Source organism: Streptomyces luteolus (assembly GCF_029968015.1).
GTDB lineage: Bacteria > Actinomycetota > Actinomycetes > Streptomycetales > Streptomycetaceae > Streptomyces > Streptomyces luteolus.
In genome coordinates this window covers 1-17,167 of record NZ_JASCIS010000036.1, presented here as the reverse complement: position 1 = coordinate 17,167, position 17,167 = coordinate 1, and the positions used below count along the sequence as shown (strand labels likewise).

13 protein-coding genes are annotated in these 17,167 nt (G+C 71.0%); 11 read left to right on the top strand and 2 right to left on the bottom strand.

Annotation, left to right across the window (positions count from 1 at the left end):
• Positions 1-4: 4 nt before the first annotated feature.
• The 6 genes from QIT00_RS28205 to QIT00_RS28180 all read left to right on the top strand — a co-directional run bounded on the left by QIT00_RS28205 (position 5) and on the right by QIT00_RS28180 (position 5,648).
• Entirely contained in the window at positions 5-1,018 is a 1,014-nt protein-coding gene (locus tag QIT00_RS28205; RefSeq protein WP_282538237.1) for a carbohydrate ABC transporter permease, read from the top strand.
• Entirely contained in the window at positions 1,015-1,869 is an 855-nt protein-coding gene (locus QIT00_RS28200) for a carbohydrate ABC transporter permease (protein ID WP_282538236.1), read from the top strand. The genes QIT00_RS28205 and QIT00_RS28200 overlap by 4 nt, the downstream gene beginning before the upstream one ends.
• A gap of 98 nt (positions 1,870-1,967) precedes the next feature.
• Positions 1,968-2,693 carry a vWA domain-containing protein gene (locus QIT00_RS28195; protein WP_282538235.1) on the top strand — a complete coding sequence of 242 codons (726 nt, stop codon included), beginning with the start codon at positions 1,968-1,970 and terminating at the stop codon, positions 2,691-2,693.
• Positions 2,694-2,821: 128 nt separating this feature from the next.
• Positions 2,822-3,409 carry a TetR/AcrR family transcriptional regulator gene (locus tag QIT00_RS28190; RefSeq protein WP_282538287.1) on the top strand — a complete coding sequence of 196 codons (588 nt, stop codon included), beginning with the start codon at positions 2,822-2,824 and terminating at the stop codon, positions 3,407-3,409.
• A gap of 277 nt (positions 3,410-3,686) precedes the next feature.
• On the top strand, positions 3,687-3,890 hold the full coding sequence (locus tag QIT00_RS28185; protein ID WP_005318814.1) for a cold-shock protein: 204 nt from the start codon (positions 3,687-3,689) through the stop codon (positions 3,888-3,890).
• Positions 3,891-3,995: 105 nt separating this feature from the next.
• Positions 3,996-5,648 carry a DEAD/DEAH box helicase gene (locus QIT00_RS28180; protein WP_408909871.1) on the top strand — a complete coding sequence of 551 codons (1,653 nt, stop codon included), beginning with the start codon at positions 3,996-3,998 and terminating at the stop codon, positions 5,646-5,648.
• Positions 5,649-5,842: 194 nt separating this feature from the next.
• Here the strand turns inward: QIT00_RS28180 and QIT00_RS28175 are convergent, their stop codons facing one another.
• Positions 5,843-6,727 carry a hypothetical protein gene (locus QIT00_RS28175; RefSeq protein ID WP_282538233.1) on the bottom strand — a complete coding sequence of 295 codons (885 nt, stop codon included), beginning with the start codon at positions 6,725-6,727 and terminating at the stop codon, positions 5,843-5,845.
• Between the two features lie 228 nt (positions 6,728-6,955).
• On the opposite strand from QIT00_RS28175, the gene QIT00_RS28170 reads away from it, so the two are divergent.
• Complete coding sequence (locus QIT00_RS28170) at positions 6,956-7,753, top strand: S1 family peptidase (RefSeq protein ID WP_282538232.1); 798 nt, start codon at positions 6,956-6,958, stop codon at positions 7,751-7,753.
• Positions 7,754-7,938: 185 nt separating this feature from the next.
• The gene (locus tag QIT00_RS28165) at positions 7,939-11,025 is read left to right on the top strand and encodes an endo-alpha-N-acetylgalactosaminidase family protein (protein WP_282538231.1); all 3,087 of its coding nucleotides are present in this window, start codon (positions 7,939-7,941) and stop codon (positions 11,023-11,025) included.
• 109 nt (positions 11,026-11,134) lie between these two features.
• Here QIT00_RS28165 and QIT00_RS28160 read toward each other — a convergent pair whose 3' ends face one another.
• The gene (locus tag QIT00_RS28160; protein ID WP_282538286.1) at positions 11,135-12,898 is read right to left on the bottom strand and encodes a glycoside hydrolase family 35 protein; all 1,764 of its coding nucleotides are present in this window, start codon (positions 12,896-12,898) and stop codon (positions 11,135-11,137) included.
• Between the two features lie 144 nt (positions 12,899-13,042).
• Here QIT00_RS28160 and QIT00_RS28155 point away from each other — a divergent pair, with 144 nt between their 5' ends.
• From QIT00_RS28155 to pepN, 3 genes are all read left to right on the top strand, one after another.
• Positions 13,043-13,927: a helix-turn-helix domain-containing protein gene (locus QIT00_RS28155; RefSeq protein WP_282538230.1), complete on the top strand. Its 885-nt coding sequence runs from the start codon at positions 13,043-13,045 to the stop codon at positions 13,925-13,927.
• A 10-nt stretch (positions 13,928-13,937) separates the two neighbouring features.
• Positions 13,938-14,273 (top strand): chorismate mutase, encoded by a 336-nt coding sequence (locus tag QIT00_RS28150; protein WP_282538229.1) that lies wholly within the window; start codon positions 13,938-13,940, stop codon positions 14,271-14,273.
• A gap of 233 nt (positions 14,274-14,506) precedes the next feature.
• Positions 14,507-17,023, top strand: coding sequence for an aminopeptidase N (gene pepN / locus QIT00_RS28145; RefSeq protein ID WP_282538228.1), 2,517 nt, complete (start codon positions 14,507-14,509; stop codon positions 17,021-17,023).
• Positions 17,024-17,167 lie beyond the last annotated feature (144 nt).

Genomic DNA, 17,167 nt, shown 5'->3' with positions numbered 1-17,167 from the left:
GCAGGTGAAGCCCAGCAAGACGCTCATCGACGGGAGCGGGCCGGACGCCGGGGACACCCTGACGGCCGGCCGCCCCGCCCCCGCGAACCCCACGACCGACAAGGCCGCGCTCCGCCGCCGCAGACGGGTCGAACTCACCCGCCCCTGGCTCCTGTTGGCGCCCGCCCTGATCGTCCTGGCCGGACTGCTGCTCTGGCCGCTCATCCAGGTCGGCAAGCTCTCCCTGCAGGACTACGAGGTCAAGTTCGGCGGCGGCGTCGGCACCTTCACCGGCTTCGACCACTACGCCGACCTGCTCACCAGCGGTCTGCTCTGGAAGACGGTCCTGCCCAACACGGTGTTCTTCGCCGTCGCCTGCGTCGGCCTGACCATCGCCCTCGGCACCCTCGTCGCGCTGCTGCTCAACCGGCTCGGCACCACCTGGCGCCTGATCTGCTCGATCGCGATCCTGGCCGCCTGGGCGATGCCCGCCGTCACCGGCACGTACGTCTGGATCTGGCTCTTCCAGCCGCAGGACGGGCTGTTCAGTCAACTCGCGGGCGCCGCCGGCCTGATCGACCCGGCCACCACCAACTGGTTCACCGAGCGGCTGCCGTTCTACGCCATCGCCACCGTGAACGTGGTCCACCACGGCTTCCCGTTCGTCGCCATCACCGTCCTCGCCGGCCTCCTCACCATCCCCAAGGAGCTGTACGAGGCGGGCATGCTGGACGGCGCCAACGCCTGGCAGCGGTTCTGGAAGATCACCGTGCCGACGATCAAGCCGGTGTTCCTCGTCGTCACGATCCTGTCGACCATCTGGGACTTCAAGGTCTTCACGCAGATCTTCGTGATGCCGGGCGGCAACGGCTCCAACCCGGATGTCTACAACCTCGGCGTCTTCTCGTACATCGAGGCGTTCGCCAAGAACGACTACGGGGCCGGCTCGGCGGCCGCCGTGCTGCTCACGCTGCTGCTGCTCGCCATCACGATCGTCTACATCCGCACATTGTTCCGGCAGGGGGAGGAGGACCTGTGAGCACCCAGAGCCTGACCAAGGCCAAGACCAAGGGCTCGCCAGTGCGCCGGCTCGGGCTCGGCGCCGCCGTCGCCGCGCTCCTCGTCTTCACGCTTTTCCCCGTCTACTGGATGGTCTCCACCGCGTTCGACCCGAAGGCCCTGACCCGCGGCTCCGACCTGCTGCCCAGCGGCGTCACCTCCGACCACTTCCAACTTGTCTTCGAGCGCGGCAACTTCGGTACGTATCTGCTGAACTCGGCGATCGTCGGCGGCGCGACCATCCTGGCCGCCGCTCTGCTGTCGCTGTTCGCGGCGATCGCGGTGGCCCGGTTCAGGTTCCGCTTCCGCACCTCCGTACTGATCATGATCCTGATCGTGCAGATGGTGCCGCTGGAGGCCCTCGTCATCCCGCTCTTCATCCAGATGCGGGACTACGAGATGCTCAACTCGCTGCTCGGCCTGAGCGTCGTCTACATCGCGCTGTCGCTGCCGTTCGCGATCTGGACGCTGCGCGGCTTCGTCCAGACCGTGCCGAAGGAGGTCGAGGAGGCCGCGTACATCGACGGGGCGTCCTGGCCGCGGATGTTCTGGTCCGTGCTGCTTCCGCTGGTTGCGCCCGGCCTCGTCGCCACGTCGATCTTCGCGTTCATCACCGCGTGGAACGAGTTCGTGTTCGCGTACACCTTCATGAAGGGCAGCGACAAGTACACCGCCGCCGTGGGCATCTACCAGTTCTTCGGCGAGAACTCGACGGCCTGGGGCCCGGTGATGGCCAGCTCCACGCTCGTCACCGTGCCCGTGATGATCTTCTTCGTCGTGGTCCACCGCAAGCTCGGCTCCGGCCTCGCGGCGGGGGCGGTCAAGGGCTGAGCCGGCTGCCGCCGTCGTCCGACACCAGGAACAGCGCCTGCCGTAACCTCAACAGGCAGGAGCCAGGCCGTTCGTGGCCGTCCGTGAGGAGTCGCCGCATGCCGTCCGCCATCTCCCTGCGCAAGGTCGAGGAGACCGCCCCCGCCCTCGTCGACCTCTACAAGCACGCGGGCGTCAGCCTCACCAAGCACGGCCTGGACTCGGCGCGGGCCGCGGTGTACCTGGTCCTCGACTACTCCGGTTCGATGCGCCCGTACTACAAGGACGGCACCGTCCAGGCGCTCGCCGAGCGGGTGTTGGGGCTCGCCGCGCACCTGGACGACGACGGGCGGGTGCCGACGGTGCTCTTCTCCACCGACATCGACGCCGTCGACTCCGTCGCCCTGGACGACCACCGGGGGAGTGTCGAGCGGATCGTGTCCCGGCTCGGGCACATGGGGAAGACCAGCTACCACCTGGCCATGGACGCGGTCATCGACCACTACCTCGACAGCGGTTCGAAGGAACCCGCCCTGGTGGTCTTCCAGACGGACGGCGGCCCGATCAGCCGCCCGGCCGCGGAGCGGTACCTCTGCAAGGCGGCGAGACTTCCGCTGTTCTGGCAGTTCATCGGCTTCGGAGATCCGGACAGCAAGCAGTTCGACTTCCTGCGCAAGCTGGACGAGTTGCCCGTGCCGGGGCGGCGGGCGGTGGACAACGCGGGGTTCTTCCATGCCGGGGCGGACCCTCGGGCGGTGCCGGACGCGGTGCTCTACGACCGGCTGGTCGGGGAGTTCCCGTCGTGGCTGGCGGCGGCGCGGGGACAGGGGATCGTGCGGCCCTGAAACATGCGCAGGCATGCGGTCGCGGGGCGGACAATGGACGTGTGCCGAAGCAGACCGCCAAGAACCCGAAGCAGACCGCCAAGAACCCGAAGCAGACCGCCAAGAACCCGAAGCAGACCGCCAAGAACGTGCCCCCGTCGCCCGACCGCCGCCGCGAGCTGCTCGCGACCGCCGCTGAGGTATTCGCCGCGCAGGGCTACAACGCCACCACCGTCCGCAAGATCGCCGACGAGGCCGGCATGCTCGCGGGCAGCCTCTACTACCACTTCGATTCCAAGGAGGGGATCCTCGACGAGATCCTCTCCACCTTCCTCGACGAACTCTGGGAGGGGTACGACGCGGTCCTCGCCGCCGGACTCGGCCCCCGCGAGACCATCGAGGCCCTCGTCACCGAGTCCTTCCGCGAGATCGACCGGCACCGCGCCGCCGTCGCGATCTACCAGAAGGAGTCCGGCCACCTCGCCCGCCAGCCCCGCTTCGGGTATCTCGCCGCGTCCCAGGAGAAGTTCGAGAAGGCCTGGCTCGGCACCCTCGAACGCGGCGTCGCCGACCGGGTCTTCCGCTCCGACCTGGACATCCGGCTCACCTACCGCTTCGTCCGCGACACCGTCTGGGTCGCGGCCTCCTGGTACCGGCCCGGCGGACTGCACAGCCCGGAGGAGATCGCCCGGCAGTACCTGTCGATGGTCCTGGACGGAATCGCCGTACGTGCGTGAGGCGGCCTGCGGCACCGCCCGTATGCCCTGGTCAGAGGCCTCGTACCGGCCACGTGGCACGCGTCACGTGGGCGGGGCCCGAATCGTGCTAGGGTGACCGGGTTGCAGTTTTGGTACCCATGAACTTTATGTGCGCCTGACGGGAATGATCCTCAGGCGCATTTTTGTTTTCCGGCCGTTCCGGTTCTATTCCGGCCGCTCCGGACGGGGCTCAAGCGCGACAAGGGGAGCCGCGAGGTGCGACTCCCTGGATCTGCCCCAACAGAAGGAGAAAAACATGGCCACCGGAACCGTGAAGTGGTTCAACTCGGAAAAGGGCTTCGGCTTCATCGAGCAGGACGGCGGCGGCGCCGACGTCTTCGCCCACTACTCCAACATCGCGACCTCGGGCTTCCGTGAGCTCCAGGAGGGCCAGAAGGTCACGTTCGACGTCACGCAGGGCCAGAAGGGCCCGCAGGCGGAGAACATCCTCCCGGCCTGACGTCCGGGGGATCGCGCATCCCACAGCCGGGGCCCGCACCAGCCGGTGCGGGCCCCGGTTTCTGCCGTCGGTCTCCGGACCGGGGGCTCGACGCTCCAGGAGGGCATCATCGGCACGACCAGCTCCGCACGTCCCGCCCGCGGCTCCAGGAACGGCGGCAACACCAACCGGCGCAGGGCCACGCCCCGCCGCGCCGTGCCTGCGCAGGGCGAGTTCGCCGTACCGGAGTCCGTCACGCCCGCGCTGCCCGCCGTGACGTCGTTCGCGGAGCTCGACCTGCCCGAGGCCCTGCTCGGCACCCTCGCCGCCCAGGGCGTCACCGAGCCCTTCCCGATCCAGGGCGCGACGCTGCCCAACTCGCTCGCCGGTCGCGACCTGCTCGGCCGCGGCCGCACCGGCTCCGGCAAGACCCTCGCCTTCGGCCTCGCCCTGCTCGCCCGCACCGCGGGCCGCCGCGCCGAGCCGAAGGCGCCGCTGGCCCTGGTCCTGGTGCCCACGCGTGAGCTCGCCCAGCAGGTCACCGACGCCCTCACCCCGTACGCCAACGCCCTGCGGATACGTCTCGCGACCGTCGTCGGCGGGCTCTCCATCGGACGGCAGGCGGGCGCGCTGCGGCGCGGCGCCGAGGTCGTCGTGGCCACGCCCGGACGCCTCAAGGACCTCATCGACCGCGGCGACTGCACCCTCGGCGACGTGGCGATCACCGTCCTCGACGAGGCCGACCAGATGGCCGACATGGGCTTCATGCCGCAGGTCACGGCCCTCCTGAAGCAGGTCGAGCCGGACGGGCAGCGGCTGCTGTTCTCCGCGACGCTCGACAAGAACATCGACAGGCTCGTCCGGATGTTCCTCAGCGACCCCGTGGTGCACTCCGTCGACCCGTCGGCGGGCGCGGTCGTCACCATGGACCACCATGTGCTGCACGTCGCCGACGAGACCGACAAGAAGGCCGTCGCCGTGCGGATCGCCGCCCGCGACGGACGCGTCATCCTCTTCGTCGACACCAAGCGCGCCGCCGACCGCTTCGCGAAGCGGCTGCTCGGCCAGGGCGTGCCCGCGGCCGCGCTGCACGGCGGGCGCTCGCAGTCGCAGCGCAACCGCACCCTGGAGCAGTTCAAGACCGGCGTCGTCAGCGCGCTCGTCGCCACCAACGTCGCCGCGCGTGGCATCCACGTCGACGACCTCGACCTGGTCGTGAACGTGGACCCGCCGACCGACCACAAGGACTACCTGCACCGCGGCGGCCGCACGGCCCGCGCGGGTGCCTCCGGCAGCGTCGTCACGCTCGTCCTGCCCGAGGAGAAGCGCGAGATGAGCCGCCTGATGTCGGTCGCCGGCATCGACGCGACCACCACCCGCATCCGCTCGACGGACGAGGAACTGGCCCGGATCACGGGCGCGCGCGAGCCGTCCGGCGTGGCGGTGACGCTTCCGGCACCGGAGCCCCAGCAGGCTTCCGGCGCGGGCGCGAAGTCGCGACCGTCGCGGCCCTCGCGGTCCCGCTCGCGCACGGGCGGCGGCCGCGGCGGTTCCCGGTCCGCGGGCACGTCCGCGTCGGGGTCCGGTTCCGGCACGAGCACGGGTACGGGTACGGGCGCGGGCGCGCGGCGGGGCCAGTCGGGCTCCGGGAGCGGAGCCGGAGCCGGAGCCGGTGCCGGTGCTTCCGGTGCTTCCGGCGCCAAGTCCGGTGGTGCGCGGCGCGGTTCGGGCGGTCGGGGCCGCAGGCCCCAGGGCGGCGGCCGCCGCGCGGCCGCCTGAGCCCCGCCCTTCTTCCCGGCCCTCGGTGACCAGTCGCCCCCGCAACGCCACCAGCGTGCGGGGGCACAGCCCGAGACCGCCGTACCGCCGTTCCACCGCCGCCCGCGCGGGAGCGGCCAACTCGCCCAACCCGTAAGGTTCTTGCCCGACGTGGAGTGGTGAGGGAGTGGGGCCGCCACCCGCGAAGCGGGACCCTACGTATCGCACTCAAGCACCGTCCCGCACAGTCCGCACCGCGCCCTGACCCGGCCCCTGACGGGGACGCGGATGCGCTGTTCGCAGGTGGGGCACGGGAAGGTGACGCGGAGCGGCGGGCCGGGGTCGAAGCGGTAGCGGACGTTTCCGGCGGGGGCGGCCGCGGCGCGGCGGCGGGCCTTGGCGTAGTGGTGGCGGCCCGCCCAGCCCGCCGCGGTCAGCGGGGGTTGCCGCGTGTCCTCGCGGGCGAGCTCGCGGCCCTTCTCGTACGCCGTGTACGCCTGCGGGCTGGTGAACCAGATCGCCGGGTCCTCATCGAAGAGCGCAGCCCGCTTCGCCAGGACGTACCCGAACTCCTCCGGGGTGAGATAGCCGAGCTTCTGCGACGACGTGCCGTCCTCGCGGAAGGCGTCCAGGAGCAGCCAGCCCGCGCCGAGGTAGGTCGTGGCGGTGTCCGTGAGGATCTCGTTGCCGCGGGTGCCGGGGAAGGCGAGGTCGATGCGGTGCAGGTAGACGTGCATGACCTCGTGGGCGAGGGCCGCGCCGATGTCCCTGCGGTGCGTACGGAATCGGTCGTTCAGCTCGATGAAGTACTCGGGCCCCGCGGCCAGTTCGACATTCGCGGCGTGTTCCATCGCACGGAAACTCACGATCATCCGGGCGTCCGGGAGCCGCAGGTGCTGCACCATCGCGCGGGCCACCCGCTGCACGCCCAGATGCAGCTCGTCCTGGTCGGCGAAGGCCACGTCCGCCGGGGCCACGCTGGTGTCGAACGTGCGCAGCGCCTCGGGGGTGAGGCGGCGGTACAGGGCATTGATCGCCGCCCGCACCGTGTCCAGGTGCGGGAATCCGTGCTCGACGGGGCGTCCGCTGCCGTACGTCACGCCCGCACCGCCTTCGGCTCGGCCGGGACCGGCCACACGCCGGTCAAGGGACTTCCACTGTACGGGGGTTCGTCAGGAAACGTGCTGTTCCTCCTGACCTGAAACAGACCCTTGCCCCTGCGCCGTTCGGCCCTCAATAATCCGAGGCACGCGCTTGGCATGCCCATGTCGATCGGATTTCGGCGGGGCGCTGCCGTGCGCGTGCAACCCCCCACGAAAGGAAGACAGTTGAAGAACCCGTTTGGTTCATTCAAGAGAGCAGCCGCTTTCGGCGCGATCACCCTCGCCGCCGTCAGCCTGCAGCCCCTGTCCTCGGCCCAGGCCCAGTCCGACAACGGCGGCGGCCCCTCCACCCGCGTCGTCGGCGGCACCAAGGCCCAGCAGGGCGAATTCCCGTTCATGGTGCGGCTCTCCATGGGGTGTGGCGGTTCCATGTACGCCGAGGACATCGTCCTGACCGCCGCGCACTGCGTGGACGGCTCGGGTGACGACACGTCCATCACCGCCACCGGCGGCGTCGTGGACCTGGAGTCCCCGGACGCCGTCACCGCGAAGTCCACCAAGGTCCTCCAGGCCCCGGGCTACGACGGCAACGGCAAGGACTGGGCGCTCATCAAGCTCGACAAGCCGCTCGGCATCCCCACCCTGAAGACGGCCGACTCGGACGCCTACGACAAGGGCGACTTCACCATCGCCGGCTGGGGTGCCGACAAGGAGGGCGGCGCGCAGCAGCAGCACCTGCTGAAGGCGACCGTCCCGTTCGTCGACGACGCCACCTGCAAGAAGGCGTACTCCAACCTCATCGAGGGCGAGGAGCTGTGCGCCGGCCTCATCGACGAGGGCGGGGTCGACACCTGCCAGGGCGACTCCGGTGGCCCGATGTTCCGCAAGGACGACTCCGACCAGTGGATCCAGGTCGGCATCGTCAGCTGGGGCGAGGGCTGCGCCCGTCCCGGCAAGCCCGGTGTCTACACCGAGGTGTCGCACTTCAACGCGGACATAGCCAAGGCGGCCTCGGAGCTGTAAGCCGTCCGGCGGTTTCCTGAACCCACGCGTCCCCCGGCCCGCACGGCGGCTGGTCGGGGGACGCGTGTGTGCGCGCCTTCGCCGGAATGGTTTGTCCAACCACTCCCGCTCCTTTGTCCATGGGCCCTCCGCCCCGCCTTCCCGCATCGTGACGGCCACACAGAACCGTCCCGAGGAGGGGTGCAGTGCGCGCACAGACCGATGGACCGTCCCGCCGCAGCGTCGTGACCGCCACCGCGGCCGTGGGCGCCGGCCTTGCCCTCGGCGTCCAGCTTCCCGGCGCAGCCACAGCCGCCGCAGCGACCAGGGGCGAGGCCGTACTGCGCTCCCGCACGCTCGACGTACGCGTCGACACCGCCTTCCCGCGCGTCGTCGACTACACCCACCGCTCCTCCGGAGCCGTCCTGCACGGCGCCGGATCCCCCGTCACCACGCTGGTGATCGACGGCACCGAGCACACCCCGAAGGTCACCTCGAAGGCCGCCGCCGACCGCATCACGTACACCCTCGCCCTGACCGGCGGCACCGAGATCGACGCCGAGATACGCGTCGACGGCGACCGCGTGCACTGGCGCATCACGCGGATCGCCGACACGGCGGCGCTGCGCGTCGGCACCCTGGATCTCCCCGACCTGCCCCTGCTCGCGGTGCGCAGCGACCAGCCGGGGGCCGCGCTGCTCGCCGCGCGGATCGAGCTGGACAAGGCGAAGAGCGGCGACACCCTCGTCGAGGTCACCCCGGACACCCCGGCCGAGGCGGCCAAGGGCTGCGCGTACGCGGTCGTCGCGCACGACCGGCTCGGCGGGGCCGTCGAGACCAACACCGTCTACGACAAGCCCACTTCGGAGGCCGGCACGACCTGGGACAACGGGCGTCTGCGGCGCAGCACCGTACGGAAGGACGGCCGGGTCGAGGCGCGGCTCGCCCTCGGCCAGTTCACCCATCGCGCCGCCACCTCGCCGGTCGACGCCACCGAGCCCCTCCCGTACGCCACCGTCATCGTCACCGGGGACCGCAACGGCGACGAGCTGGTCGACTGGCAGGACGCCGCGATCGCGTTCCGGGACGTGATGGTGATGCCGCTCGGCGCCGAGGACCAGCACCTGCGCGTGGTCCCGCACATTCCGTTCAACTTCGCCTCGCAGGCCACTAACCCGTTCCTGCTGACCCTCGACCACGTCAAGCGGATCTCGCTGGCCACGGACGGGCTGCGCCAGTACACCCTGCTCAAGGGTTACCAGTCCGAGGGCCACGACTCCGCGCACCCCGACTACGCGGGCAACCACAACAAGCGCGCGGGCGGTCTCGCCGACCTCAACACCCTCGTCAGGGAGGGCAGGAAGTGGGGCAGCGACTTCGGCGTGCACGTCAACGCCACCGAGTCGTACCCCGTCGCCAACGCCTTCTCCGAGACCCTCGTCGACAAGACCGACGAGCAGTGGGACTGGCTCGACCAGAGTTACCGCATCGACCCCCGCCGCGACCTGGTCTCCGGCGACATCGTCAAGCGCTTCGCCGACCTGCGCGCGGAGGCGGACCCGGCCCTCAACACCCTCTACATCGACGTGTTCCGCGAGTCCGGCTGGAACTCCGACCGGCTCCAGCGCGCCCTGCGCGAGCAGGGCTGGCACGTCACCACCGAGTGGGGCCACGGCCTGGAGCGCTCCTCGCTCTGGTCGCACTGGGCGACGGAGACGGACTACGGCCCGGACACCTCCCGCGGCATCAACTCCCGGCTCATCCGCTTCATCCGCAACGACCACAAGGACGTCTTCGCCGACAAGTGGCCCACGCTCCTGGGCATCCCGTGCACCGGCAACTTCGAGGGCTGGGTCGGCAAGACCGACTGGAGCGTGTTCTACGACCAGATCTGGACGGACTCGCTGCCCGCCAAGTACTTGCAGGCGCACCCGATCAAGACCTGGACCGAGCACGAGATCACGCTCTTCGGCGACACCGCCACGAAGGTCTCCGACGCGAGCGGCAAGCGCGTCATCACCACCGACGGCCGCACCGTCTACGAGGACGGCCGCTATCTGCTGCCCTGGGAGCCGAGGAAGGCCCTGAACCCGCCGAAGCTCTACCACTACGCGCCGAAGGCCGGCTCCAGCACCTGGCAACTGCCGCGCGGCTGGTCGAACGCCTCGAAGCTGGCCCTGTACCGCCTCACCGACCAGGGCCGGGTGTACGAGGGCACGGTACGCGTCGCCCGCGGCGGCAAGGTGACGCTGAAGGCCGAGGCGAAGCAGCCGTACGTCCTCTACCGCGAGAAGGTCCCGGCACCCCGCGACCCCGACTGGGGCCAGGCCACACCGCTGCACGACCCGGGCTTCAACTCCGGCTCCCTGGACGGCTGGACGGTGTCAGGACCGGCCTCCGTGGAGCTGAGCGCGCTCGGCGACCACGAGCTGGTGATCGGCGCGGGCGCCGCGGCCGCCGTCGGCCAGCGCCTCACCCGCCTCGCCCCCGGCAGCTACGCGGCGTCCGTGCAGGTCGAGGTCGGCGCGAAGGCGGGGGAGCGGCGCAAGGCGGCCCTGGAGGTGCGCACCGCGGACGGGGTACGGGCGGAGAACTTCACGCACACGTCCACGGCCGGGAACCACGTCGCCGCCGACCGCAAGCACGGCACCCGCTTCCAGCGCCTGTTCACGTACTTCACGGTCCCCGAGGGCGGCGGCCCGGTCGCCCTCACGCTCCGCGCGGAGAAGGGGCAGGCGCGGGTCCGCTTCGACAACCTGCGGGTCGTCCCGGCACGACGCTCCGCGCTGCCCGAAGGCGCCCTGGCGTTCGAGGACTTCGAGCACGTGCCGCAGGGCTGGGGCGTCTTCGTCAAGGGCGACGCGGGCGGCGCCACCGACCCGCGCACCCACATCGCCCAGCGGCACGCCCCGTACACCCAGCGCGGCTGGAACGGCAAGGCGATCGACGACGTCATCGACGGCTCCGAGTCCCTGAAGTCCCGCGGCGAGAACAAGGGCCTCGTCTACCGCACGGTCCCGCACACGGTCCGCTTCACCGCGGGCCGCAGGTACCGGGTGACGTTCCGGTACGAGAACGAGAAGGCGGGGCAGTACGCCTGGATCACGGCGGTGGACGAGCCGGGGGAGCGGGAGCTGTCCCGCGAGCCGCTGCCGGTGGCTACTGAACCCACGGTTCTGTCCTACGAGTTCACGGCCCCGGAGAAGGGCGAGGCGTGGGTCGGCCTCAGGAAGGTGGGGGAGGACGGGAAGGCGGAGTTCGTCCTTGACGGCTTCGAGGTGCGGGAGGTTTAGGCGTCGCCGGAGGGGCTGATTTTTCAGCCCCTCCGGCGATTGAGGAGCGGGGTCCGGGGCGGAGCCCCGAAGCTGTCCGCAGGACTTTCGGGAAGGGGCGGGTAGGGGATCAGCCCGCCGCAGGCGCCCCCACCCGCACCGACGCCCCCGCCCCAGCCCCCTCCAACTCAAGGACCCACACCTCGTTGGCCCCCTCCCGCAACACGGACCCCGGCACGTACAACGACTTCTGCGGCCCGACGCTCCAGTACCGCCCCAGACAGAACCCGTTCACCCACACGAACCCGCGTGTGAACGTGGGGAGTTCGAGCACGGCGTCACCCGCGCCTCGTACGTCGAGAGTGCCCCGGTACAGGCCCGCCCCACCCTCCGGGGCACGGGAGGCAAGCCCCCGCACCCGCTCCGCATCGTCGAACGCGTCGAGCCGCAACCCCGTCGCCCGTACGCCGTGCAGGAACTGCCGCTCGTGCAGCACACCCCCGGTGAGTCCCTTGGGCTCGCCCAGGCGGGGGCCGTAGTTGACGCGGCCCAGGGACTCCACGACCAGCTCCACGCGTGCCGGTCCGGCGACCGGTTCGGGGAGTTCGGGGGAGTCCTCGGTGAGCACCCCGGCCCGTACGCCGTCCACGTGCACCACCGCCCGGTCCCTGAGGCCCCGCGCCCGCAGCGGGTACGGCTGCCGGGGCCCGGGCACGTCGACGCGGTAGCGGACCAGGCCGCGGTCCACGTCCAGCTCCTCGAAGGTGGGCGCGGACCCGAAGGCCTGTTCCGGTCCGCCGAGGGCGTCCAGGACCTCCCCCAGCGGGGTCCAGTCGCCGAGGGCGGCTTCCGACGCGGTGGCCAACTCCTGCGGTGCGGGCGGCAGTTCGGACAGCGGCCCGTCCGCATACCCGGCCAGCACCTCACGGAACGCCCAGAACTTCGGCGTGGCACGGCCGAACTCGTCGACCGGCGCGTCGTAGTCGTACGACGTCACGTCCGGCAGCAGCGCCCCGTCGTGCAGCGCGCCCCCGGCCCGGTTGGCGCCCGCCCACCCCGCGAAGCTCGTACCGCCGTGCGCCATGTACAGGTTCACCGACGCCCCGGCCTCCAGGATCTCCCGCAGCGCGGCCGCCGCGTCCGCGGGGTCGCGTACGACGTGCCCCGTGCCCCAGTGGTCGAACCAGCCGCACCAGAACTCCATGCACATCAGCGGGCCCTTCGGCCGGTGACGGCGCAGCGTCGCGAAGCCCTCCCGGGCCTGCGAGCCGAAGTTGACCGTCGCGAGCACCCCCGGCACCGACCCGCCCGTCAGCATGTGGTCCTCGGGCCCGTCGGAGGTGAACAGCGGCACGCGCACCCCCAAGTCCTCAAGCATCTGTGTGAGGTGGCGCAGATACTCCTGATCGGAGCCGTACGAGCCGTACTCGTTCTCCACCTGCACCATGATCACCGGCCCGCCCCGGTCGATCTGCCGCTCCACCACCTGCGGAAGCAGCACCCCGAACCAGCGCTCCACCTGCGCCAGATACTCCGCGTCACGCGTCCGGATCCGCCCGCCGAGCGGCCCGGTCAGCCAGTGCGGCAGCCCGCCGTTCTCCCACTCCGCGCAGATGTACGGGCCCGGCCGCACGATCGCCCACAGGCCCGCCCGATCCACCGCGTCCAGGAACCGGCCGAGCGCCGCCGTATCCCGCCACTCACCCGGGCGCGGCTCGTGCAGATTCCACGGGACGTACGTCTCTACACAGTTGAGGCCCATCGCCCGCAGCATCGCGAGCCGGTGCCCCCACTGCGCCTCGTGCACCCGGAAGTAGTGCAGCGCACCCGACAGCAGCCGCACCGGCCGCCCGTCCAGCTCGAACTCCTCGTCCCCCACCACAAACTCGCCCACCGGGCCCGCCTTTCCGTCACGCACAGTGCGCCCCACCCTCACCCCCTGGCGGCGGGCCGGTCCATGGACAAAGATCAGCCCTGATTGGACGCAACAGCGGCCGCGCAGCGCACGCGCAGGCCAGGACGAAAGGGGCAAAAAGGCATGTATCACACGTGGATGCGGTACTTCACGCCCAGCCCCGTCCACCACCGCCTCGGCCTCGTCTGCCTCGGCGTCGGACTCCAGCACGGCACCCTGCCCACCGTCGGCCCCCGCACCCTCGACCACCACGTCGCCATCGTGATCAGCGCCGGCAGCGGCTGGTACCAGGGCCCCGACGGCCACCGCACCACCGTCACCGCCCCCGCCCTGCTGTGGATCATCCCCGGCGTCCCGCACCACTACGGCGCCGACCCGAACACCGGCTGGGACGAGTCCTTCGTCGACTTCACCGGCCCCGCCACCAGCACGTACACCGAACTCGGCTACATCGAACCCGAGCGCCCCGTGATCCCGCTGGCCGACGCCGCCGCACCGCGCACCGCCGTCGGCCGGATCGCCCGCGCCGCCCGCCGCGGCAACCCCCTCCTCGAAGTGGAGACCGGCGCCGCCGTCCACGAACTCCTCGTCGCCCTGCGCCGCGCCCGCGCCGACATCGCCCCCGACGGCGACCCCGTCCTCCAGGCCCTCGCCCGCGATGCTTTTCAGCCCCTTTCCGTCGCCGAGCACGCCGCCCGCCACGGCATGACACCCGCCGAGCTGCGCACCGCAGTCCGCCGCGGCGCCGGCTGCAGCCCCAAGGACTACCTGCTCGGCATCCGCCTCGGCCGCGCCAAGGAACTCCTCGCCGCCACGGAACTCCCCGTCGCCGCCGTCGCCCGCCGCGTCGGCTACGACGACCCCGCCTACTTCTCCCGCCTGTTCACCCGCCGCGTAGGCGTCGCCCCCGTCCGCTTCCGCCAGCAGCAGGGCCGCGCCGTACCGGGTGGCTGGTCCCAGCAGATACCGGACCCGGACGACCCGCCCATGCTCGACCCGGCAACGTAGGCTCGACCCCATGAGCAGCATCACGAACAGCGACAACGGTCAGCCCGCCGAGGGCGTCGACGAACAGGTCCGCGCCGAACTCGCCCGCCTGCGCGACAGCATCGACAACATCGACGCCGCAGTCGTCCACATGCTCGCGGAACGCTTCAAGTGCACCCAGCAGGTCGGCCATCTCAAGGCCCAGCACCAGCTCCCGCCCGCCGACCCCAACCGCGAGGCCGAACAGATCGAACGCCTCCGCGCGTTGGCGGAGAGCGCGAAACTGGACCCGGCGTTCGCGGAGAAGCTGCTCAATTTCATCATCGCCGAGGTAATCCGCCACCACGAGACGATCGCGAGGTCCTAGCCCTCGCTGGCTGTGCCCTGCTGTGGGCAGGCGTTCCGCAGGGCGATGGGGGTCCCCCCTGCTCGAGCGAAGCCGAGAGCTTGGGGGAGGGTGGGCACAGCCCCACGCTCCGAGTGCGCTGAACGGCGACCCGAGGGTCGGACAAGCCGGGGTCCGGGGGCAGAGCCCCCAGGGCCCGGCCCCGGACCAGGGTTCCCCTGTGCCAACAGGACCGCATCGTGCAGCATGAACCCATGTCCGTACTGACGCGCGACGAAGCGCACAACCGAGCCGAGCTCATCGAAGCCCACCGGTACGAGGTCCACCTCGACCTGACCAAGGGCGACACCACGTTCGACACCCGCACCGTGACCCACTTCACGGCCACCGCGAACGGCGACACCTTCATCGAGCTCAAAGCCGAAACACTGCGCTCCGCGACCCTCGACGGACACCCCCTCGACCCCACCACATACACCGCCGGCCGCCTCCCCCTCCCCGCCCTCACCGCCGGCCCGCACACCCTGCACATCGACGCCGTCATGCGCTACTCCAGCACCGGCGAAGGCATGCACCGCTTCACCGACCCCACCGACGGCGAGACGTACCTCTACACCCAGGCGTGCATGGACGACGCCCAGCGGATCTTCCCCTGCTTCGACCAGCCCGACCTCAAGGCCCGCTTCGCGATCACCGTCACCGCCCCCACCGGCTGGACCGTCCTCGGCAACGGCATCGCCACCGAGCACACCCCCGGCCAGTGGGAGATCGCCGAGACCCCGCCGATCTCCACGTACCTCGCCGCGATCGCCGCAGGCCCGTACCACTCCATCCGCACCGAACACCGCGGACTCCCCTTCGGCCTGCACTGCCGCCGCTCCCTCGCCCCCCACCTGGAGGCGGACGCCGAGGAACTCCTCACCGTCACCCGAGGCTGCTTCGACCGCTACCACGAGAAGTTCGACGAGCCCTACCCCTTCGACTCGTACGACCAGGCCTTCGTGCCCGAGTTCAACGCCGGCGCCATGGAGAACCCCGGACTCGTCGCCTTCCGCGACGAATTCGTCTACCGATCCGCCGTCACCGACACCGAACGCCAGACCCGCGCCATGGTCATCGCCCACGAGATGGCCCACATGTGGTTCGGCGACCTCGTCACCCTGCGCTGGTGGGACGACATCTGGCTGAACGAGTCCTTCGCCGAGTACATGGGCTACCAGACGACCGCCGAAGCCACCCGATTCACCGACACCTGGACCGACTTCGGCATCACCCGCAAACCCTGGGGCTACGACGCCGACCAGCGCCCCTCCACCCACCCCGTCGCCCCCGACCCGGAACTCGTCCCGGACACCGCGACCGCCGACCTCAACTTCGACGGCATCTCCTACGCCAAGGGCGCCTCCGCACTGCGCCAACTCGTCGCCTGGCTGGGCGAGAAGGACTTCCTCGCCGGCATCAACACCCACTTCAAGCGCCACAAGTTCGACAACGCCACCCTCGCCGACTTCCTCGACAACCTCGCCGCCCACACCGACCGCGACGTCCACGCCTGGGCCCGCGCCTGGCTCGGCACCACCGGCATCGACACCCTCACGCCTTCGCTGAGCGACACCGACGACGGCATGCAGCTCACCGTCCACCACGACGGCAGCCGCCCCCACCACGTCACCATCGGCCTCTACGACACCGTCTCCCTCTCCACCGCCGCCTCGGCCGCCACCCTCCACCTGCGCGAACGCTTCGACGTCGACATCCCCGCCGACGCCCCGCAGGTCCACGCGCGGCAACTCCCCGGCCGCCGCCCCGACCTGGTCGTCCTCAACGACGGCGACCTCACCTACGCCAAGATCCGCTTCGACGAGCACTCCTTCACCACCCTCAAGACCGGCCTCTCCCACCTCCCCGAACCTCTCACCTCCGCCGTCGTCTGGAACGCCCTCCGCGACGCCGTACGCGACGGTGAACTCCCGCCCGCCGCCTACCTGGAAGCCGCCCGCGCCCACCTCCCCGGCGAAGCGGACCTCGCCCTCGTCCAGGGCGTCCTCACCTTCACCGCCGCCCACGTCGTCGACCGCTTCCTCCCCGCGACCGAACGCCCCGCCGCCCTCGCCACCCTCACCGACCTGTGCCGCGACCTCATCCGCCGCACCGAGGACGGCTCCCACCCCGGCCTGCGCCTCACCGCGGTCCGCCACTTCATCTCCGCCGCCGCCCAGCCCGACACCATCCGCGACTGGTTCGACTCCGGCAGCGTCCCCGGCGGCCCCGAACTCGACCCCGAACTGCGCTGGCGCATCCTCCACCGGCTCTCCGTACTCGGCGCCGTCGACGACGCCGTCATCGAAGCCGAACTCACCCAGGACCCCAGCGCCACCGGCCAGGAAGGCGCGGCCCGCTGCCGCGCCGCCCTGCCCGACCCCGTCGCCAAAGCCACCGCCTGGCGCGCCATGTTCGAAGAGGACCACCTCTCCAACTACCTGTTCACCGCCACCGCCCAAGGCTTCTGGCAACCCGAACAACTCGACCTCGTACGCGACTACATCCCCCGCTACTACGACGCCGCCCTCGCCGTCGCCGCCCGCCGAGGCCCCGCCATCGGCGACGCAGCGGGACGCTGGGCCTTCCCCGCCATCGCCGTCAGCGACACCACACTGAGCCTCGGCCGCACCTGCCTGGAACGCGACAACCCGCCCCCGTCCCTGCGCCGCAAGCTGGTGGACCAACTGGACGACCTGGAACGGGCGTTGCGGGTACGCACTGTTTCGTAGCGGCACTCGCACATCAGCCCCTGGCCGCAAAATCCAGCCCCTCCGGCGTTTGAGATGGGGGTCCCCCCTGCTCGAGCGAAGCCGAGAGCTTGGGGGAGGGGGTCCGGGGGCTGGCCCCCGAAGCTGTCCGCAGGACTTTCGGGA